Origin of the sequence: Nocardioides sp. LML1-1-1.1 (assembly GCF_040676175.1) — a bacterium.
GTDB lineage: Bacteria > Actinomycetota > Actinomycetes > Propionibacteriales > Nocardioidaceae > Nocardioides.
In genome coordinates, this window is sequence record NZ_JBEGHK010000006.1 from 350741 (window position 1) to 368920 (window position 18180).

18 protein-coding genes and 1 tRNA gene are annotated in these 18180 nt (G+C 73.8%); 15 read left to right on the forward strand and 4 right to left on the reverse strand.

Features of this window, described 5'->3' with window-relative positions; all coding sequences use genetic code 11:
* Positions 1-17 precede the first annotated feature (17 nt).
* A complete protein-coding gene (locus tag MRBLML1_RS20930; protein ID WP_364519674.1) occupies positions 18-2693 on the forward strand; it encodes a penicillin acylase family protein in 2676 nt (891 codons plus the stop codon).
* Between the two features lie 148 nt (positions 2694-2841).
* Here the strand turns inward: MRBLML1_RS20930 and MRBLML1_RS20935 are convergent, their stop codons facing one another.
* Complete coding sequence (locus MRBLML1_RS20935) at positions 2842-3432, reverse strand: 5-formyltetrahydrofolate cyclo-ligase (protein ID WP_364519676.1); 591 nt, start codon at positions 3430-3432, stop codon at positions 2842-2844.
* Between the two features lie 29 nt (positions 3433-3461).
* Here MRBLML1_RS20935 and MRBLML1_RS20940 point away from each other — a divergent pair, with 29 nt between their 5' ends.
* From MRBLML1_RS20940 to MRBLML1_RS20975, 8 genes are all read left to right on the forward strand, one after another.
* Entirely contained in the window at positions 3462-4850 is a 1389-nt protein-coding gene (locus MRBLML1_RS20940; protein WP_364519734.1) for a UTP--glucose-1-phosphate uridylyltransferase, read from the forward strand.
* Entirely contained in the window at positions 4843-6027 is a 1185-nt protein-coding gene (glp, locus tag MRBLML1_RS20945) for a gephyrin-like molybdotransferase Glp (RefSeq protein WP_364519678.1), read from the forward strand. Before MRBLML1_RS20940 ends, glp begins: the two co-directional genes overlap by 8 nt.
* A complete protein-coding gene (moaC, locus tag MRBLML1_RS20950; RefSeq protein ID WP_364519680.1) occupies positions 6020-6490 on the forward strand; it encodes a cyclic pyranopterin monophosphate synthase MoaC in 471 nt (156 codons plus the stop codon). The genes glp and moaC overlap by 8 nt, the downstream gene beginning before the upstream one ends.
* A complete protein-coding gene (locus tag MRBLML1_RS20955; protein WP_364519682.1) occupies positions 6487-6966 on the forward strand; it encodes a MogA/MoaB family molybdenum cofactor biosynthesis protein in 480 nt (159 codons plus the stop codon). The genes moaC and MRBLML1_RS20955 overlap by 4 nt, the downstream gene beginning before the upstream one ends.
* Positions 6963-7613, forward strand: coding sequence for a GNAT family N-acetyltransferase (locus MRBLML1_RS20960; RefSeq protein ID WP_364519684.1), 651 nt, complete (start codon positions 6963-6965; stop codon positions 7611-7613). Before MRBLML1_RS20955 ends, MRBLML1_RS20960 begins: the two co-directional genes overlap by 4 nt.
* Before the next feature lie 83 nt (positions 7614-7696).
* Positions 7697-8506 (forward strand): hypothetical protein, encoded by an 810-nt coding sequence (locus tag MRBLML1_RS20965; RefSeq protein WP_364519686.1) that lies wholly within the window; start codon positions 7697-7699, stop codon positions 8504-8506.
* A gap of 32 nt (positions 8507-8538) precedes the next feature.
* The gene (locus tag MRBLML1_RS20970; RefSeq protein WP_364519688.1) at positions 8539-8793 is read left to right on the forward strand and encodes a hypothetical protein; all 255 of its coding nucleotides are present in this window, start codon (positions 8539-8541) and stop codon (positions 8791-8793) included.
* Positions 8794-8851: 58 nt separating this feature from the next.
* A tRNA-Ala gene (locus MRBLML1_RS20975) sits at positions 8852-8927 on the forward strand.
* Between the two features lie 45 nt (positions 8928-8972).
* Here the strand turns inward: MRBLML1_RS20975 and MRBLML1_RS20980 are convergent.
* Positions 8973-9698: a PaaX family transcriptional regulator C-terminal domain-containing protein gene (locus MRBLML1_RS20980; protein ID WP_364519690.1), complete on the reverse strand. Its 726-nt coding sequence runs from the start codon at positions 9696-9698 to the stop codon at positions 8973-8975.
* Between the two features lie 102 nt (positions 9699-9800).
* Between MRBLML1_RS20980 and MRBLML1_RS20985 the strand changes: the two genes are divergently transcribed.
* A complete protein-coding gene (locus tag MRBLML1_RS20985; RefSeq protein WP_364519692.1) occupies positions 9801-10640 on the forward strand; it encodes an SDR family oxidoreductase in 840 nt (279 codons plus the stop codon).
* The gene (locus MRBLML1_RS20990) at positions 10637-11014 is read left to right on the forward strand and encodes a hotdog fold thioesterase (protein WP_364519694.1); all 378 of its coding nucleotides are present in this window, start codon (positions 10637-10639) and stop codon (positions 11012-11014) included. Before MRBLML1_RS20985 ends, MRBLML1_RS20990 begins: the two co-directional genes overlap by 4 nt.
* Here the strand turns inward: MRBLML1_RS20990 and MRBLML1_RS20995 are convergent, their stop codons facing one another.
* Both MRBLML1_RS20995 and MRBLML1_RS21000 read right to left on the reverse strand, forming a co-directional pair.
* Complete coding sequence (locus tag MRBLML1_RS20995; RefSeq protein ID WP_364519696.1) at positions 11015-12481, reverse strand: hypothetical protein; 1467 nt, start codon at positions 12479-12481, stop codon at positions 11015-11017.
* Positions 12478-13017 carry a hypothetical protein gene (locus tag MRBLML1_RS21000; protein WP_364519698.1) on the reverse strand — a complete coding sequence of 180 codons (540 nt, stop codon included), beginning with the start codon at positions 13015-13017 and terminating at the stop codon, positions 12478-12480. Before MRBLML1_RS21000 ends, MRBLML1_RS20995 begins: the two co-directional genes overlap by 4 nt.
* A gap of 145 nt (positions 13018-13162) precedes the next feature.
* Here MRBLML1_RS21000 and MRBLML1_RS21005 point away from each other — a divergent pair, with 145 nt between their 5' ends.
* The 4 genes from MRBLML1_RS21005 to MRBLML1_RS21020 are packed head-to-tail and all read left to right on the forward strand — an operon-like array spanning position 13163 to position 18052.
* A complete protein-coding gene (locus MRBLML1_RS21005) occupies positions 13163-14863 on the forward strand; it encodes a PHA/PHB synthase family protein (RefSeq protein WP_364519700.1) in 1701 nt (566 codons plus the stop codon).
* Positions 14860-15711, forward strand: coding sequence for an alpha/beta fold hydrolase (locus tag MRBLML1_RS21010; protein ID WP_364519702.1), 852 nt, complete (start codon positions 14860-14862; stop codon positions 15709-15711). Before MRBLML1_RS21005 ends, MRBLML1_RS21010 begins: the two co-directional genes overlap by 4 nt.
* Entirely contained in the window at positions 15708-16532 is an 825-nt protein-coding gene (locus MRBLML1_RS21015) for an SDR family NAD(P)-dependent oxidoreductase (RefSeq protein ID WP_364519705.1), read from the forward strand. Before MRBLML1_RS21010 ends, MRBLML1_RS21015 begins: the two co-directional genes overlap by 4 nt.
* Before the next feature lie 41 nt (positions 16533-16573).
* A complete protein-coding gene (locus tag MRBLML1_RS21020; protein ID WP_364519707.1) occupies positions 16574-18052 on the forward strand; it encodes a class I adenylate-forming enzyme family protein in 1479 nt (492 codons plus the stop codon).
* Positions 18053-18180: the final 128 nt, after the last annotated feature.

The following is an 18180-nucleotide window of genomic DNA, read 5'->3' on the forward strand; positions in this document are numbered from 1 at the left end:
GGCACAATGGCGCCACCATGGTGGAGGGAAGCAGCAGCAACGAGGACACGCCCGTCGCGGCGCCGGCGGACCGCTCGCGGCGGGGGTTCCGTGCGTGGTCACGACCGCTGCGCTGGATGGCCGGCCTCGCCGTGCTCCTGGTGCTGGTGCTCGTCGCCGGCCTGGTCACCGCGGTCGTCGTCGTCCGCCGGCCGTGGCCGCAGACCAGCGGCACGCTGGAGCTCTCCGGCCTCGAGGGCGAGGCGCGGGTGGTCCGCGACGGCGCCGGCATCCCGCAGATCTACGCCGACTCGATGCACGACCTGATGATGGCCCAGGGCTTCGTGGCCGCCCAGGACCGGTTCTTCGAGATGGACGTCCGCCGCCACGCCACCGCGGGCCGGCTCTCCGAGCTGTTCGGCGAGGCCGGCCTGGAGAGCGACCTCGTGGTGCGCACCCTGGGCTGGCGCCGGGTGGCCGAGCAGGAGCTGACCATGCTCCGGCCGGCGACCCGCAGCGCGCTCGACGCCTACGCCGAGGGTGTCAACGCCTACCTCGCCGATCGCTCCACCTCCGAGATGGCGCTGGAGTACACCCTGCTCGGTGTGACCGGGCTCGACTACACGCCGGAGAAGTGGACGGCCGTCGACTCCATCGCCTGGCTCAAGGCGATGGCCTGGGACCTGCGCGGCAACCTCGAGGAGGAGATCGGCCGGGCGCTGACGACGGCTGCCGTGGGGGAGGAGGACGCCGCGGAGCTCTACCCGGCGTACCCCTTCCAGCGGCACCCGCCGATCGTCCAGCAGGGTGGCCTGGTCGGCAAGCAGTTCGACCAGGACGCCGACGGCACCGGCTCCGCGCCGCTGCGGCGGCCCGCTCCCGGCGGTCACCGCACGCTCGCGGCGCTCGCCGCGGTCAAGGGGGCGCTGGCCGGCGTACCGGCGCTGCTCGGGAAGGGCGACGGACTCGGCAGCAACAGCTGGGTCGTCGACGGCGACCACACCAGCACCGGCGCGCCGATCCTCGCCAACGACCCGCACCTGGGCGTCTCCCTGCCCGGCGTGTGGACCCAGGTGGGCCTGCACTGCCGCACCATCTCCGCCGAGTGCCCGATGGACGTCGCCGGCTTCAGCTTCTCCGGCGTGCCCGGGGTGGTGATCGGCCACAACCGCGACATCGCCTGGGGCTTCACCAACCTCGGCCCCGACGTCACCGACCTGTACGTCGAGCGGGTCACCGACGACGGGTGGCAGTACGACGGGAAGACCCGCCCGCTGCTCAAGCGGGACGAGACGATCAAGGTCCGCGGCGGCGACCCGGTCGAGATCACCGTGCGCTCGACCGACCACGGCCCGCTGCTCTCGGACCTCGCGGCGGTCGACGACCGGCTCGACGCGGTCGACCTGACCGACGACGGGCTGGTCGACCAGCTGGCCGCGGTCGGGGACGCCGACGAGGGCGCCGCCGGTGACCCCTGGGACGTGGGCGTCTCGCTCTCCTGGACCGCGCTCCAGCCGCACCCCACGGCCGACGCGCTGCTCGCCCTGGACCTCGCCACCGACTGGAAGTCCTTCCGGGCCGCGCTCAGCGACTTCGCCGCACCCGGGCAGAACGTCGTCTACGCCGACACCCGCGGCCACATCGGCTACCAGGCCACCGGCCTGGTGCCGATCCGCGGTCGCGGCAACGACGGCCGGACGCCGGCCGCGGGCTGGCTGCCGGACACCGGCTGGACCGGTCGCTTCGTGCCCTACGACGCGCTGCCGCACGTCCTCGACCCGGAGTCCGGGATCATCGCCACCGCCAACCAGGCGGTGATCGACCCGCGGCGCTACCCGCCCTTCCTCACCGACGACTGGGACCAGGGCTACCGCTCCACCCGGATCAACGAGCTGCTCGCGGCCGACGACGAGCTCAGCGTCGACGACATGGGATCCATCCAGCTCGACAACTGGAGCGCGATCGCGGAGGCGCTCACGCCGTACCTGCTGCGGGTGGAGCTGCCGAAGGGCTACTACTCCGACGGCCAGCGGCTGCTCCGCTCGTGGAACTACCGGCAGGGCGCCGACAGCGCCGCGGCGGCGTACTTCAACGTGGTGTGGCGCCAGCTGCTGCAGCGGACCTTCGCCGACGAGCTGCCCGACGTGCTGGAGCCCGACGGCGGCGACCGGTGGTTCTCGGTGGTCTCCTCGATCCTGCCGCGCGCGGCCGACCACTGGTGGGACGACGTGGAGTCGGAGGAGACGGTCGAGCGTCGTGACGACATCCTGCGCGAGGCGATGATCGCCGCGCGCGACGAGCTCACCGCGAAGCAGTCGCCCAACGCCGACGAGTGGACCTGGGGCGCCCTGCACCGGCTCGACCTGCGCTCGGCGACCCTCGGCGAGTCCGGCATCGCGCCGATCGAGTGGCTCTTCAACCGGGGCCCGTGGAAGGTCGGCGGCGGCGGGTCGCTGGTCGACGCGACCGGCTGGGACGCCCGCGAGGGGTACACCGTCGAGACCGCTCCCTCGATGCGGATGGTCGTGCCGATGGACGACCTCGACCGGGCCCGCTGGGTCAACCTGACCGGCGCCTCCGGGCACGCCTTCAACGCGCACTACACCGACCAGACCGACCTGTGGGCCGAGGGCGGGACGCTGGCCTGGGCGTTCTCCGAGGACGCGGTCGACAAGGCCGGCGAGGACGTGCTGACCCTCACCCCCGCCCGTTGACTTGGGGTTTCCCACCCGCGAGTTGGGGTTTCCCACCCACGAGTTGGGGTTTCCCACCGTCGAGCTGCGGGGGCGCGTCACCCCGTCGTCGGTGGGAACTCACAACTCAACGGTGGGAACCCACAACTCGACGGTGGGAAACCCCAAGTCAACGGAAGCGGGTGAGCCCGGTGGGGGTCGCCGCGGCGGTGACCGGCCGGTCGTGCGGCTCGGTCGGTACGACGGGGAGCAGCTCGTCGTCGTAGAGCAGGACGCAGGTGAAGGTGCCGACCGGCACCCGGCCGAGCGCCCGGTCGTAGGAGCCGCCGCCGCGGCCCAGGCGGGTGCCGTCGGCGCCGGCGGCCAGCCCGGGCACCAGCACCGCGTCGGCGGTCGCGACCGCCGCGACCCCCAGCGCCGGTCCGACGGGCTCGAGCAGGCCACGCCGGGCGGGGACCAGGTCGCCGTCGTAGGCCGCCCAGTCGAGGTCGTCGTCAGGGAGCAGGACGGGCACGATGACCCGCTTGCCCGCGGCGCGCAGGCGGTCGAGCAGCAGGGTGCTGCCGGGCTCGGTGCCGGCCGAGACGTAGCAGGCGACGGTGGCGGCGCGGCGCACCTCCGGGACCGCCAGGACCACCTCGGCCAGGTCGCGCGCGGCCGCGCCGACCTCGGCCAGCGGACGGCGCCGGCGGGCCGTCAGCAGCTGGTCGCGGACGGCGAGCTTGCCGCCCGCGCCTTGGTGCGGTTGCGGACCGGTCACCTGACAAGCCTACGATCGGGAGCATGGGTATGAGTGGCCGGAGCAGCGGCCTGGAGATGGCGCGCGCCAAGATGGCCGACGCCGGGGTCGACCCGGTGGCGATCGAGACGTTCGCGCACTACTACCGGCTCCTCGAGCACGGCGAGACCGGGATGATCCCGGAGGCCTCGATCGACCCGGTCGACATCGAGAGCCTGGCCGACGCCGACGTGCCCGACGACGTGGCCGCGGACGCGATCGGCAAGACGGTCGCGATCAAGCTGAACGGCGGCCTCGGCACCTCGATGGGCATGGAGCGCGCGAAGTCGCTGCTGTGCGTGCGGCGCGGGCTGAACTTCCTCGACATCATCGCGCGGCAGGCGCTGCACCTGCGCACGGCGTACGACGCCCGGCTGCCGCTGATCTTCATGAACTCCTTCCGCACCTCGGCCGACACGCTCCACGCCCTGGGCCGCTACGACGAGCTGGCGGCGGGTGACCTGCCGATCGAGTTCCTGCAGAACAAGGAGCCCAAGCTCCTCGCCGACAGCCTCAAGCCGGTGGAGTGGCCCAAGGAGCCTGACCTGGAGTGGTGTCCGCCCGGGCACGGCGACATCTACACCGCGCTGCGCGGCACCGGCCTGCTCGACCGGCTGATCGCGGAGGGCTACCGCTACGCGTTCGTCTCAAACTCCGACAACCTGGGTGCCGTGCCGGCGCCGCGGGTGGCCGGGTGGTTCGCGGCCTCGGGGGCGCCCTTCGCGATCGAGGCGGTGCGGCGCACCCCCTCGGACAAGAAGGGCGGTCACTTCGCGCGGCGCAAGGCCGACGGCCGGATCGTGCTCCGCGAGACCGCGCAGACCCTGCCCGAGGACCGCGAGGCGCTGGCGGACCTGAGCCGGCACAGGTTCTGCTCGACCAACAACCTGTGGTTCGACCTGGTCGCGATGAAGGCGAAGCTCGACGAGCGCGACGGCGTGCTCGGGCTGCCGCTGATCCGCAACGAGAAGACCGTCGACCCCGCCGACCCGAGCAGCCCGAAGGTGATCCAGGTGGAGACCGCGATGGGAGCGGCGATCGAGGTCTTCGAGGGGGCCCGGCTGATCGAGGTCGGCCGCGACCGGTTCATCCCGGTGAAGACCACCAACGACCTGCTGGTGCTGCGCTCGGACGTCTACGAGATCGGCGAGGACTTCGCGCTCACCCAGGTCGCGAGCGACGTGCCGTACGTCGACCTGGACACCGACCACTACAAGGTCGTCGGTGAGTTCGACAAGCGCTTCCCCGAGGGCGCTCCCTCGCTCGCCAAGGCGACCTCGCTGAAGGTCGGCGGCGACTGGACGTTCGGCCACGGCGTGCAGGTCGTGGGCGACGTCGCGCTCGACGGCAAGGGCGCCCAGCGGGTCCCGGCCGGCGAGGTGCTCTCCGGGGATGACTGACCCCTCGGTCGCCGAGCACCGGCGCCGGGTCCTCGCGGAGGTCACCGCCCTCGCGCCGGTCGAGGTGCCCCTCGCCGAGGCGCGCGGGCGGGTGCTCGCGGCGGACGTGGTGGGCCGCCTCGCCGTACCACCCTTCGACCACGCGGCCATGGACGGCTTCGCGGTGCGTGCCGCCGACGTCGCGGACGTCCCGGTCGAGCTGCCGGTGGCGGGCGTGGTCGCGGCCGGCGACGCCGTGCCGCGGCTGGAGCCCGGCTCCGCGATCCGGATCATGACCGGCGCCGAGCTGCCCCCGGGTGCGGACCTGGTGGTGCCCTTCGAGTGGACGAGCGGCACCGACCCGGTGCGGGTGCTCCGCACGGCGGCCTCCGGCCGGCACGTCCGGCGCACCGGCGAGGACGTGGCCGCCGGCGCGGTGGCGGTGTCCGCCGGCACCCGGCTCGGCCCGGTGCACCTGGGTCTGCTCACCTCCGTCGGTGCGGCGACCGTGCCGGTGCACCCCCGCCCGCGGCTGGGCGTGCTCTCGACCGGTGCCGAGCTGGTCGCCGGGCACGTGCCCGACAGCAACAGCGCGACGCTGCTGGCCGCGGGGGAGGCCGCCGGCGCGGCGGTACGCCGGTTCGGCCCGGTCGCCGACGACCCGGACGCCTTCCGCGCCGCACTGCACGACGCCGCGGCGGCGTCCGACCTCGTCGTCACCACCGGTGGCGTCTCCGCGGGCGACCACGACGTGGTCAAGGCGGTGCTGCGCGCCGAGCCGGGCTTCTGGTTCGGCCCGGTCGCGATGAAGCCCGGCCGGCCCCAGGGCTGCGGCGCCCTCGACGTGGCGGGGCGACGGGTGCCCGTGGTCACCCTGCCCGGCACGCCGGTCGCGGCGTACGCCTCCTTCCTGCTCTACGTCCTGCCCGCCGTCCGTGCGCTCGCCGGCCTGCCGCCGCGGACCCGGACGGCGGTGCTCGCCGCGCCCGTGCAAGCGGGGGACCGGACCGTCCTGCTGCCCGGGCGGTACGACGGGCGGGGCCGGATCGCGCCCCTGCCGGGGCACGTGGGGCACGCCCAGGGGCTGCTGGCGCGAGCCGACGCGTTGCTCGTCGTACCGGCATCGGACAGGGTGGTCCCCGAGGGCGAGGAGGTCGAGGTGCTCGCGCTGCACCCGGAGGAGGACGGACATGGCTGATCGACTGACGCACGTCGACGAGAGCGGCGCCGCGCGGATGGTCGACGTCTCGGCGAAGGACGTCACCGCCCGGGTCGCCCGGGCGTCGGGACGCGTGCTCGTCTCGGCGGAGGTGGTCGCGCTGCTGCGCGGCGAGGGCGTGCCCAAGGGCGACGCGCTCGCGGTCGCGCGGATCGCGGGGATCATGGGCGCCAAGCAGACCCCGGCGCTGATCCCGCTGTGCCACCCGCTGGCCGTCTCCGGCGTGACGGTCGACCTCGCGGTCGCCGACGACGCCGTCGAGATCGCCGCGACCGTCAAGACCACCGACCGCACCGGTGTCGAGATGGAGGCGCTCACCGCCGTGTCCGTCGCCGCGCTCACGGTCGTCGACATGGTCAAGGCCGTCGACAAGGCGGCCGTGATCACCGACGTCCGGGTCGAGGCCAAGTCCGGCGGCAAGTCCGGGGACTGGCAGCGATGACGGGCCTGCCCGCCACCGTCGTGGTCGCGTCGAACCGCGCCGCCGCCGGGGTCTACGACGACACGACCGGCCCGCTCATCGTCGAGGCCCTGCGCGCGTGGGGCTTCGCCGTCGGCGACCCCGTCGTGTGTCCGGACGGCGAGCCGGTCGGTCTCGCGATCGCGGCGGCCGTCGACGGCGGTGCCCGGGTCGTGCTCACCACCGGCGGCACCGGGCTCACCCCGACCGACCGCACGCCCGAGGTGACCCGGCCGCTGCTGGACCGCGAGGTCCCCGGCATCGCCGAGGCGATCCGGGCCGCCGGTGTGGCCCAGGGCGTCCCCACCGCCGTGCTCTCGCGCGGCCTCGCCGGGGTGGCCGGCCGGGCGCTGGTCGTCAACCTGCCGGGCTCGCGCGGCGGGGTGAAGGACGCGCTCGGCGTCCTCGAGCCGGTCCTCGGGCACGCGGTGGAGCAGGTCGTCGGGAGCGACCATTGAGCGGCACCACCCCGCCGGCGCGGGAGCGGATGCTCGTCGGCGTCCCCGGCCGGGCCTGGCCCAACCACCTCACCTCCGGCACCGACCCGGTGGTGCGGCTGCGCCCGATCAGCCGGCGTGACGCCCGCGCGTGGCGCTCGGCCCGGCGCCGCAACGCGCTCTGGCTGGCCCGCTGGGACGCCACCGCGCCGCCCGGTGCCGACGCCCGTCCGGCGTCCTTCCGGGCCCTCGTCACGCGGCTGCGCCGGGCGGCCCGGCAGGGGACGACGTACCCCTTCGTGGTGGAGGTGGACGGTCGCTTCGCCGGTCAGGTGAGCGTCAACAACATCGTCCGCGGCTCGGCGCAGTTCGCCTCGGTGGGCTACTGGATCGACCAGGAGTTCGCGGGGCGCGGGGTGATCCCGCGTGCCGTCGCGATGGTCATCGACCACTGCTTCTTCGTCGCCGGCCTGCACCGCATCGAGATCTGCATCCGTCCGGAGAACACCAACTCGCTGCGGGTGGTGGAGAAGCTGGAGCTGCGCGAGGTCGGCTACGCGCCGCTGTTCCTGCACATCGACGGGGAGTGGCGCGACCACCGGATCTTCGCGGTGACCCGCGAGGAGGCACCCCGCGGGATGCTGGCCCGGCTCGACCCGTCGACCTGAGATCACATGCGTCACAGCAATCAATCTGTGACACACCGATGGACATGCGCCCCACCGTGCGCTAGCGCTCCTAACCTCTCGGTGTGGACCTGAGCAGCCTGATCTTCGTCGCACTCTTCGTGGCGTGGGCGGTCTACCTCGTTCCCAAGGCGCTGCGCAGCCACGAGGAGGAGACCGACAGCCGCTCGGTCGAGGGCTTCTCCGACCGGCTCCGGGTGCTGGCGCGGCGCGACGCCGTCTCGGCGTCGGAGTCCGTGCTGGTGTCCGGCGAGATGCCAGCCGTGGCCGACGAGGAGCCCGCGGCGCCCACCCCTGCGCCGCGTGCCCCGCGTCCGGCGCGGACCACCAGCGCGGCCCAGCGCCGCCGCCGCGTGCTGAGCGTCCTGCTGCTCGCGAACGTCGTGCTCGTCGCCCTCGCCGTCGGCAAGATCGCCCCGGTCGCCCTGGTGGCCGTGCCCGCGACCCTGCTGGTGGCCTGGCTGGTCGCGTGCCGGCTGATGGTCCGCCGTGAGCGGGCCGCGCGCGTCGCGGCGGTGCGCAAGCGCCGTCGTACCCTCGCCGACGAGGTGATCGAGGCCGAGGACGTCGCCGAGGAGCCCCTGGCCCTCAGCGACGACACCGACGAGATCCCGGTCGTGGTGGCCGAGGTGATCGACGAGGAGCCCGTCGCCGGCCCGGTCGTCGAGGGCTGGACGCCGGTGCCGGTCACCCTGCCGACGTACGTCGCGAAGGCGCCCGCCGGCCGCACCGTGCGCACCATCGACCTCGACTCCACCGGGGTCTGGAGCTCGGGCCGCAACGAGGCCGACTCCCAGCTCGCCCGCGAGGCCGACGCCCAGCGCGCCCAGACCGAGGCGGACGCCGACGTCGAGCGCCGCGCCTCCGGCTCCTGACTGACGCGCTCCGCGCCGGGTAACGCCCGGTCATGACCGAAGAGAGCGCAGCCGACCGCCAGGCCGCCCAGCAGGCCCGCGAGCAGGAGAAGAAGTACGGCGACTCCGCGAGCGCCGTCAGCCCCGACACCCAGCGTGCGGACCCCCGTGCCGCCGCCGACGGGGCGACCTCCAGCGCGGAGTCCGCCCGCGGTGAGTCTACCGTCTTCGACGAGCCCGACGAGGACGCCGAGCCGCCCACGACGGGCTACGGCGAGCGCCCCGAGACCCTCGACGACGCGGAATGAGCGGGCGCACCCGGATTGGGTGCGGCTCGGACGCGGGTGCTAACGTTTCCCCTCGCTTGGGGCTGTGGCGCAGTTGGTAGCGCGTCTCGTTCGCAATGAGAAGGTCAGGGGTTCGAATCCCCTCAGCTCCACCAGCGCAGAGAAGAACCGGCAGGTCGACCCCGACCTGCCGGTTCTTCTCATTTCGCGCCGTGCGCGCGGCGCACCTCGTTGATCCACGCCTTGTAGGCCACGTGCTCGGCACGGAGCTCCTCGCCGGGCCAGTCGTCGGGCAGCAGCGCGGCGGGGAGCACGGGGTCGGTGAGCAGGTGGCGGCCCGAGGTCGCGCACGCGGTGAACCGCAGCACGGGGTCGTCGGTGTGCGTCGCGGCGAGCAGGTCGCGCGCCGTACGTGCCCAGGCGTCGAGGTCCCACAGCCGGGCGGCGAGCTGCTCGGGCCGGGTCTCCGGGGTGGCGGTGAAGCGCTCGCACACCTCGTCGACCGCGGCGGGCCAGGTGAGGTCGAGGTTGGCCGGCCGGGTCCACACGCCCTCGCGCAGCTCGGCGAGGCGCAGCCCGGTGAGGGTGGCGCGCAGGTCGGCGCGCTCGGCGGCGGTGCGCCCGGCGGTGGTGACCGCGACGAGCTCCCAGTCCCCGTCCCACGCCCTGCGCCGCGGGTGGGTCGCCTGCTCCTGCCGGCGCTGGCGCTCGAGCAGCCGGTCGGCGAGCCGGTAGCGCCCGTCCTCGTCGCGGACCACGTCGCCGCCGGCGCTCATCCGGGAGAGTGCGACCCGCACGGCGGGCTCGGCGAAGCCGACCACCGAGGCCGCGGCGACCATCTCGCGGGTGGTCAGGCTCGGCACCTCCGCGGCCAGCATCAGGGTGAGCAGGGCGGAGCGGGTGGTGACGGGCTTGAGCGTCGGCATGGCGTGCGTGATGTTACGCGTCGCGGACGGCTGGCGGGAAACTGTTGTGACCTATGTCTAACACTCTTGGCTCGGCCGTCGACGTTCCGTAATAGTGACGCCATGACGACCACGCCCACCGCCCGCCTCGTCGGGCGCACGCTCATGATGTCCGGCGGCAGCCGGGGGATCGGCCTGGCCATCGGCCTCGCGGCCGCCCGGGAGGGCGCGAACGTCGTCCTCCTCGCCAAGACCGACACGCCCGACCCCCGGCTGCCCGGCACGGTCCACACGGCAGCGGCCGAGATCGAGGCCGCGGGCGGACAGGCGCTGGCCGTCGTCGGCGACGTCCGCGACGAGGCGTCGGTCGACGGCGCGGTCGCGCAGGCCGTCGAGCGCTTCGGGGGCATCGACATCTGCGTCAACAACGCCTCCGCGATCGCGCTCGCCCCCACTGCCGAGCTGCCCGTCAAGCGCTTCGACCTGATGACCCAGATCCAGCTGCGCGGCACCTACCTGCTGACCCGGGCCTGCCTGCCGCACCTGCGGGAGGGCACGAACCCGCACATCCTCTCGCTCAGCCCGCCGCTCAACCTCTCCCCGGAGTGGTTGGGCAAGCACCCGGCGTACACCCTCGCGAAGTACGGCATGTCCCTGCTCACCCTGGGCTGGGCCGCGGAGTACGCCGAGGACGGCGTCGCCGCCAACTGCCTGTGGCCCGAGACGCTCATCGCGACCGCCGCGGTGCAGAACCTGCTCGGCGGCGACGAGGCGGTCGCCCGGGCGCGCACCCCCGAGATCGTCGCCGACGCGGCGATCGAGATCCTCACCCGGCCCTCGCGCGAGCAGACCGGCGAGGCGCTGCTCGACGTGGACGTGCTGCGGCAGGCGGGCGTGACCGACCTGTCGTCGTACGGCGGCGGGGACGACCTGGAGCTCGACATCTTCGTGGACCCGCGATGAGCGCCCCGCGCGCCGACGCCTACGCCGCCCTGCTCGGCGTCGACGTCACCGGCCACGGCGGCGGCCGGGCCACCGCCCGGGTCCGGGTGGGCGAGGACCACCTCAACCCGCACGGGACGGCGCACGGCTCGTTCCTGTTCTCGCTGGCCGGCGTCGCGCTCGCCGCGGCGGCCAACGACGCGGAGCACTCCGGCGTGGTCAGCTCGGTGCACATCGACTACCTCAGCCCGGCGCGGGCCGGCGACGAGCTGGTCGCGACGGCCGAGGTGGCCGAACGGATGCCGAAGGAGGACCTCTTCGTGGTCCGGGTCTGCCGCGGCGAGGACGTCGTCGCGCGCGCCGGCGGCCGGGCCAACCGCCGCCTGCGCACGTAGTCAGGCGGCCAGCGCCGCCACCGTGGCCACGGCCGCGACGGTGGCTCCGGACAGGGCCCACTGGACGCCGGTGAGCCACCGGGACGGCTCGTCGCCCGCGTCGGGTGGACCGGGACGCACGGCACCGGCCACGACCCGGCCCAGCACGACGAGCGCCAGCCCGGCGAGCGTGCCGGCGGTGGTCCAGTAGCGCGACCCGGCGAGGTGCACGAAGGGCTGGGTGAGCAGCGCGAGCAGGCCCACCTTGACCAGGACGGCGACCACCTGGTCGCTGAAGCGGCGGCGGCTGACGACCAGCAGCGCGGCCAGCACGAGGGCCGCGACGGGCAGGAAGATCCCGCGGCTGAGGTCGCGCGCGACCCACTGCGCGAAGCCCCGGTCGTGCGGCGTGCCCGGCGGCTTGAGCAGCGAGCCGAAGCCGTCGACCGACAGGTAGCGGCCGACGTTGGCCACCACGTCGCGGGCGTAGCCGTGCGGGGTCACGTCCTCCCGGGCGTGGCCGGACATCTGGTCGAGCACCGCCACCTCGCCCTCGCCGGTGGCCCGGGAGACCTCCCGGGCGTAGCGGACCGGCGCGAACCACACGGTGCTGCCCGGGTCGCAGGGGCCGTAGCAGACCTGGCCGCGGTCCCCGAAGGTGTTCGCCAGGGCGGTGGGCACCGACGTGGTCGTGACGACCCGGCTCTCGAGCACGACGGAGGCCGCGACCGACCACGGCAGCAGCACGCCGGCGAACACGGCGGCCGCCGCGACCAGCGCCGGGCCGGCCCGTCGTACGGCGGGCCAGTGCGCGCGCCGGTGCAGCGCGGGGAGCAGGACGGCGACAGCGGTGACCGCGATCGCCACGACGGCCAGCACGGCGCTGGAGCGCAGGTAGACGACGGTGATCGCGAGCAGCCCGAGCCGGGCGCCCTCGCGCAGCGTGGGCGGGGTGCCCTGCCGGCTGGCCCGGACCGCGTCGACGAGCCGGCACACCAGGAGGACCAGCACCAGGCCGGCCAGCAGGTCGCCGTACGCCGTCAGGGAGAGCAGCACCCAGACGGGCACGAGCGCGGGGAAGAGGCTCAGCGCGATAGCGAACGGCCGGCCCAGGGAACGACGCGCGGCGAGCACCGCGAGCACGAAGACGACCCCGGAGACGAGGCCCAGCCAGGCCCGCGCCGTGGTGTCGTCGGCGTGTGGCGCGACCAGGTAGAGCGGGGCGAGGACCAGGCCCATGCCGGGCATGAACCAGCCGCTGCCCACCACGTTGCGGGACAGCTCGGCGCCGTCCGGCCCGTGCAGGGCGGCCAGGTCGCGCACGAGGTTGGCGAGCGCGCACCCGGCGTCGCGGTAGGCGACCTCGTCGCCACGCAGCGGCAGGTCCGCGACGCGCGCGAACAACGCGACCTTGGCGAGGAGGGCGAGCACGACGAGCGCGCTCAGCAGGGGATCCCTGCGCAGCGCGCGGACCACGGCTGCCGTCATCCGTACTCCGTCGACGGAGCCCAGTCGGCCGGGAACCTCTTGCTCGTCGCGGGGTCGCGGCAGGCCGGGTCGTCGCTGGCCAGCCGCACCACCGGCAGCCGGAGCACCACGGTGCCGCGCACGATCGTCCCCGGTCCGGCATCCGGGTACGACGTGACGGCTGCGGTCCGGCGCGGCAGCCCGGCGCGGGCGAGCGCGGCGTCGAGCAGGCGTCGTACCTCGGCCGCGTCGAGCTCGTCCCACTGCAGCACGAGCACCCGCTGCCCGTGCAGGTCGCCGTCGGAGCGCACCTGGTAGGGGAAGTCGAGGGTCAGCCCGGCCGGCAGCGGGTAGCAGCCGAGCGCGATCGTGTCCGGCGGCAGCGTCGGGCGGTAGCGACCTGACGGCACGGCCCGGCCGAGCGTGGGGCTGAGCGCGACGGCGACGACGGCCAGGCAGGTGGCGATCAGGAGCAGGGTCAGGGCGCGCCGGTCCCGCGGCGGCCGCCCGGGGGAGTCCGAGGACGGGCCGTCGTGCTCGCTCGATCGGGACCACATGCCCGGTCAGACGCAGTCGGGGGGTGCATCGGTTGCCATCGATCGCGGATTCGCCGAATCTGGACAGTCGTCAAGAAAATCCTTGACAACTGTCCAAAGACAGGTAGCGTCCCGACCTGAGCACGGACCGGGTGAGGGAGGACGCATGACGACCCAGGTGGGAGCCAGCGCCGAGAGCACGGTCGACAACGTGCTCGGCCAGCAGGTGATGGGCGACTTCCGGCCCTCGGACCTCTTCGGCACGGCGAGGTCGCTGCTCGCGCAGGGGATCCGCCGGCCGGGGGTGGCCGCCGCGACGACGGCGGGCTTCCTCGCCGAGCTCCCCGCCGTCCTCGCCGGCACGTCGGACCGGACCCCCGCGCACGGCGACCGCCGCTTCGCGGACCCGGCCTGGCAGGACAACCCCTTCTACCGCCGGCTGCTGCTGGGCTACCTCTCGCTCCAGGGCTCGCTGCACGAGTACGCCCTGCGCTCGGGCGGCAGCGAGCGCGAGCAGGAGCGCCGGCGGTTCCTGCTGGACCAGGTCGGCAACGCCGTCGCGCCGACCAACTTCCTGCTCGGCAACCCCCAGGCGATCCGCACCGCCCTCGACACCCGCGGGCTGAGCCTGCTCCGCGGCGGCCGCAACCTGCTCGGCGACGCCTGGCACCGGCGGCCACTGCCCTCGACGGTCGACGAGAGCGAGTTCGAGGTCGGCGGCAACCTGGCCGTCACGCCGGGGGCGGTGGTGCTGCGCACCGAGATGTTCGAGCTGATCCAGTACGCCGCACAGACGCCGACGGTGCGCGCCCGGCCGGTGCTCCTGGTGCCCTCGATCGTCAACAAGTACTACGTCTTCGACCTCGCCCCGGGCCGCAGCGTCGTCGAGCACATGGTCCAGCAGGGCCTCACCGTCCTCGTCCTGGTCTGGCGCAACCCGCAGAAGCGGCACGACCGCTGGGGGATGGCGCAGTACCAGGACGCGGTCGACACCGGCATCGACGCGGCACGGGCCATCACCGGGGCCGACAAGGTGAACCTGTGGGCGGTCTGCGGTGCCGGGCCGGTCGTGGTCTCCCTGGCGGCGTACGACGCGGCGCGCGGCGCCGACCGGATCAGCTCGTTGCTGCTGGTCGTCTCGCCGCTGGACACCGAGGCGATGTCGCACGCCCCGGGCATCGGCGCGTTCATCGACAAGGACGAGCCCGCCGTGCCCGAGGCGCTCGGCAAGGCGGCCGCGGGCCGGCGGATGAGCGCCCGCGACTTCACGCTCCTGTTCGCGATGCTGCGCTCCAACGAGATGATCTGGAGCGCCTGGGTCAACGGCTACCTGCTCGGCAAGAAGCCACCCGCCTTCGACGTCCTCTACTGGAACGCCGACGGCACCGGCATGACCGCCGGCTTCAACCGCGACTTCAGCGCCTTCGTCGAGGACAACCCCTTCGTCACCCCGGGCGCGATGACGGTCCGTGGCGAGCCGATCGCCGACATCGGTGCGCTGGGCTTCGACAGCTTCGTCCTCGGCGCGAGGAACGACCACCTCTGCATCTGGCAGGGCGTCCACCGCAGCGCCCAGCTGCTGGGGCCCTCGACCGAGTTCGTGCTCGGCAACAGCGGCCACATCCAGACCATCGTCAGCCCGCTCGACAGCCCCAAGGCCAGCTACTCGACCGGGCCGGCACCGACCGGCACCCCCGAGGAGTGGCTCGCCGCGTCCGAGGCCCACCAGGGCAGCTGGTGGCCGCACTACGTCGCGTGGGTCACCGAGCGCTCCGGCCCGGAGGTCGGGAGCCCGTCCGAGCCCGGCGACGCCGACCACCCGCCCCTGGGCGACGCGCCGGGCACCTACGTGCACGAGCGGGCATGAGCGCGGCACCCATGACCGGACCGGTACGACGGCTGGGAGCCCGCGACGTCGAGATCCGGGTCGTCGACGTGCTCGGCCTCAGCATCCGGGTCGCGGTGTGGCGGGGCGAGCGCCCTCAGCCCCCGCTGCTGGTCTTCAACGGGATCGGCGCCGGGCTGGAGATGCTGGCGCCCTTCGCCGACGAGATGAGCGGCACGACGGTGATCGCCTTCGACGTACCGGGGGCGGGGGAGTCGGAGGCGCCCCCGGTGCCGTACCGGCTGTGGATGCTCGGCGTGGTCGTGGGCCGCGTCCTCGACGAGCTGGAGGTCGACCGGGTCGACGTGCTCGGGGTGTCCTGGGGCGGCGCCGCCGCGCAGCAGTTCGCCCTGCAGAACCCGCACCGCTGCCGACGCCTGGTCCTCGCCGCGACCACCGCGGGGATGGTGATGCTGCCGCCGCGCTGGTCGGTGCTGAAGGCGTTCCTGACCCCGCGACGGCACAACGACCCGGCGTACCTGCACCAGGTCGCGGGGAGGATCTACGGCGGCAAGGCGGTCGAGCCCGGCGTGCTGGAGGGCTTCGGCGGGACCAGCCGGCGTGGCTACCTGCTGCAGCAGATGGCGCTGTGGGGCTGGACGAGCGCGCCCTGGCTGCCGCTGGTCCGTCAGCCCACCCTCGTCCTCGCCGGCCGCGACGACCGCGTGGTGCGGCCCGCCAACCTGCGGTTGATCGCCGCGCTGCTGCCCGACGCCCGGCTGCACGTGCTGGACGACGGCCATCTCTTCATCATCGCCTCGGCCCGGGAGACCGCCGACCTGGTCGGCACCTTCCTGGCCCCCACCACCACGGAAGCAGGGACGTCATGAGCAGGCTCGAGGGGAAGGTCGCGCTGGTCTCCGGGTCCGGGCGCGGCATCGGGCGCGAGATCGCGCTGCGGCTCGCCGCGGACGGTGCCCGCGTCGTGGTCAACGACCTCGACGACCAGCTCGCCGACGAGACCGTCGCCGGCCTCAGGGCGGCGGGCGCCGACGCGGTCGCCTGCGTCGGCAGCGTCACCGACGAGGACTTCGGCGAGCGTTTCGTGACGACGGCCGTCGACGCCTTCGGCGGGATCGACATCGTCGTCAACAACGCCGGCTACACCTGGGACAACGTCATCCAGAAGACGACCGACGAGCAGTGGTACGCGATGCTCGACGTGCACATGACGGCCCCCTTCCGGGTGCTGCGGGCCGCGGCGCCGTACCTCCGGGACGCGGTCCGGCAGGAGGCGGCCGAGGGCCGCGAGGTCTTCCGCAAGGTCGTCAACGTCTCCTCCCTCGCCGGCGTCGGCGGCAACGCCGGCCAGGCCGGGTACGGCGCCGCCAAGGCCGGGATCACCGGTCTCACACGGGTCCTGGCCAAGGAGTGGGGGCGCTACAAGGTCAACGTGAACGCCGTCGCCTTCGGCCTGATCCGGACCCGGCTGACCGAGGCGGCCGCCGGTGCCGGATCGATCGCGGTCGGGGAGAAGGAGATCAAGGTCGGTGTGAACCCCGACGTGCTCGCCTCGCTGGAGGCCGGCATCCCGCTCGGCCGCGCCGGGACGCCTGCCGAGGCGGCCGGTGCCGTCTACCTGCTCTGCCTGCCCGAGTCGGACTACATCAGCGCGCAGACCGTCGTGTGCAGCGGCGGCTACATGTTCTGAGCGCCGATCGCCCATCCCACAACAGATTCGAAGGTGTCACCGTGATTGTTGCCTCTCTTCCCGCCACCCGCGCCGCCGAGGCGCCGCACGCGCCGGCCCTGCGTGACGACGAGCTCGAGCTCGACAACGCCGGCCTCGACGCCGCCGTCACCGCGGCGGCCGCCCGGCTCCGCGACCAGGGCGTCGGCCGTGGGGACGTCGTCGGCCTGCTGCTGCCCAACCGGGCCGCGCTGATCATCGCCCTGCTCGCGTCATGGCGGCTGGGCGCGGCCGTGACGCCGATCAACCCGGTGCTCACCGACGCCGAGGTCGCCCACCAGGCCACCGACGCCGGCGCCACGGTGCTCGTCACCGCCGACGGCGGCTCCCCGGTCGAGGGCATCGCCGGGGTCGGCGTCGACGACCTCGGCATCGGCGGCCCGGCACCGGCCGACCCGCCGCCCGCCGTCGACGTCGCGCCCACCGACCTGGCGCTGCTGATCTACACCGCCGGTACGACGGGCAAGCCCAAGGGGGTGATGACCAGCCACGGCAACATCGACGCGATGACGGAGTCGTTCATCGAGCACTTCTCCTTCACCGCCGACGACCACAGCCTGCTGGTGCTGCCGCTCTTCCACGCCAACGGCGTCGTGCTCGGCACGCTCACCCCGCTGCGCGCCGGCGGCCAGGCGACCATCGTGGGGCGCTTCAAGGCCGACACCTTCTTCGCCGCGGTGGAGAAGCACCGGCCGACGTACTTCTCCGCGGTGCCGGCGATCTACGCCATGCTCACCGCGCTCCCAGCGGAGGTGAAGCCCGACACCAGCTCGCTGCGTCTGGTCGTCTGTGGCGCGGCGCCGATGCCCGCCGAGCTGATCGCGAAGTTCGAGCAGCGGTACGGCGTACCGCTCGTCGAGGGCTACGGCCTCTCCGAGACCACCACCGCCTCCTCGATCAACCCGGTCGAGGGCCTGCGGAAGCCGGGGACCGTCGGCACGGTGCTGCCCGGCCAGCAGATCAAGATCGCGGCCGAGAACGGCGCCGAGGCGGCACCGGGCGAGGCGGGCGAGGTGCTGATCAAGGGCCCGGTCGTGATGCAGGGCTACCTCAACCGGCCCGAGGACACCGCGAAGGTGCTCGTCGACGGCTGGCTGCACACCGGTGACGTCGGCCGGTTCGACGAGGACGGCTACCTCGTGCTGGTCGACCGGGTGAAGGACATGATCATCCGCGGCGGGGAGAACATCTACCCCAAGGAGATCGAGGCGGCGATCTACGAGAACCCCGACGTCTTCGAGACCGCGGTGGTCGCCCGGCCGCACGACGTCCTCGGCGAGGTGCCGCTGGCGTACGTCGCGTTCAACGAGGGCGCCACGACCACCCCGGAGAGCCTGCTGGCGGAGCTGGCCGGCAAGCTCGGGAAGTTCAAGCTGCCCGTCGAGGTCCTGGTCCTGGACGAGATCCCGAAGAACCCGGTCGGCAAGATCGACAAGCCCACGCTGCGCAAGCTGCCCCAGACAGCGGGCCGGGCTGGCTAGGTGTGATGTCCAGGGAGGTTGTACCGCCCGGCATCGGTGAGCCTGTCTGACAGACGAAGGCCTCCGGTTGTGAAGTGGAGCTGTCTAGGAACCGCTTCACCCGACCGGAGGCCCTCATGTCCCACGCT

What these genes read in the sequence shown, in the direction of transcription:
- MRBLML1_RS20930 (WP_364519674.1), top strand. Translation starts at nt 18, where the DNA reads ATGGTGGAGGGAAGCAGCAGCAACGAGGACACGCCCGTCGCGGCGCCG.
- MRBLML1_RS20940 (WP_364519734.1), top strand. Translation starts at nt 3,462, where the DNA reads ATGAGTGGCCGGAGCAGCGGCCTGGAGATGGCGCGCGCCAAGATGGCC.
- glp (WP_364519678.1), top strand. Translation starts at nt 4,843, where the DNA reads ATGACTGACCCCTCGGTCGCCGAGCACCGGCGCCGGGTCCTCGCGGAG.
- moaC (WP_364519680.1), top strand. Translation starts at nt 6,020, where the DNA reads ATGGCTGATCGACTGACGCACGTCGACGAGAGCGGCGCCGCGCGGATG.
- MRBLML1_RS20955 (WP_364519682.1), top strand. Translation starts at nt 6,487, where the DNA reads ATGACGGGCCTGCCCGCCACCGTCGTGGTCGCGTCGAACCGCGCCGCC.
- MRBLML1_RS20970 (WP_364519688.1), top strand. Translation starts at nt 8,539, where the DNA reads ATGACCGAAGAGAGCGCAGCCGACCGCCAGGCCGCCCAGCAGGCCCGC.
- MRBLML1_RS20980 (WP_364519690.1), bottom strand. Translation starts at nt 9,698, where the DNA reads ATGCCGACGCTCAAGCCCGTCACCACCCGCTCCGCCCTGCTCACCCTG.
- MRBLML1_RS20985 (WP_364519692.1), top strand. Translation starts at nt 9,801, where the DNA reads ATGACGACCACGCCCACCGCCCGCCTCGTCGGGCGCACGCTCATGATG.
- MRBLML1_RS20990 (WP_364519694.1), top strand. Translation starts at nt 10,637, where the DNA reads ATGAGCGCCCCGCGCGCCGACGCCTACGCCGCCCTGCTCGGCGTCGAC.
- MRBLML1_RS20995 (WP_364519696.1), bottom strand. Translation starts at nt 12,481, where the DNA reads ATGACGGCAGCCGTGGTCCGCGCGCTGCGCAGGGATCCCCTGCTGAGC.
- MRBLML1_RS21000 (WP_364519698.1), bottom strand. Translation starts at nt 13,017, where the DNA reads ATGTGGTCCCGATCGAGCGAGCACGACGGCCCGTCCTCGGACTCCCCC.
- MRBLML1_RS21005 (WP_364519700.1), top strand. Translation starts at nt 13,163, where the DNA reads ATGACGACCCAGGTGGGAGCCAGCGCCGAGAGCACGGTCGACAACGTG.
- MRBLML1_RS21010 (WP_364519702.1), top strand. Translation starts at nt 14,860, where the DNA reads ATGAGCGCGGCACCCATGACCGGACCGGTACGACGGCTGGGAGCCCGC.
- MRBLML1_RS21015 (WP_364519705.1), top strand. Translation starts at nt 15,708, where the DNA reads ATGAGCAGGCTCGAGGGGAAGGTCGCGCTGGTCTCCGGGTCCGGGCGC.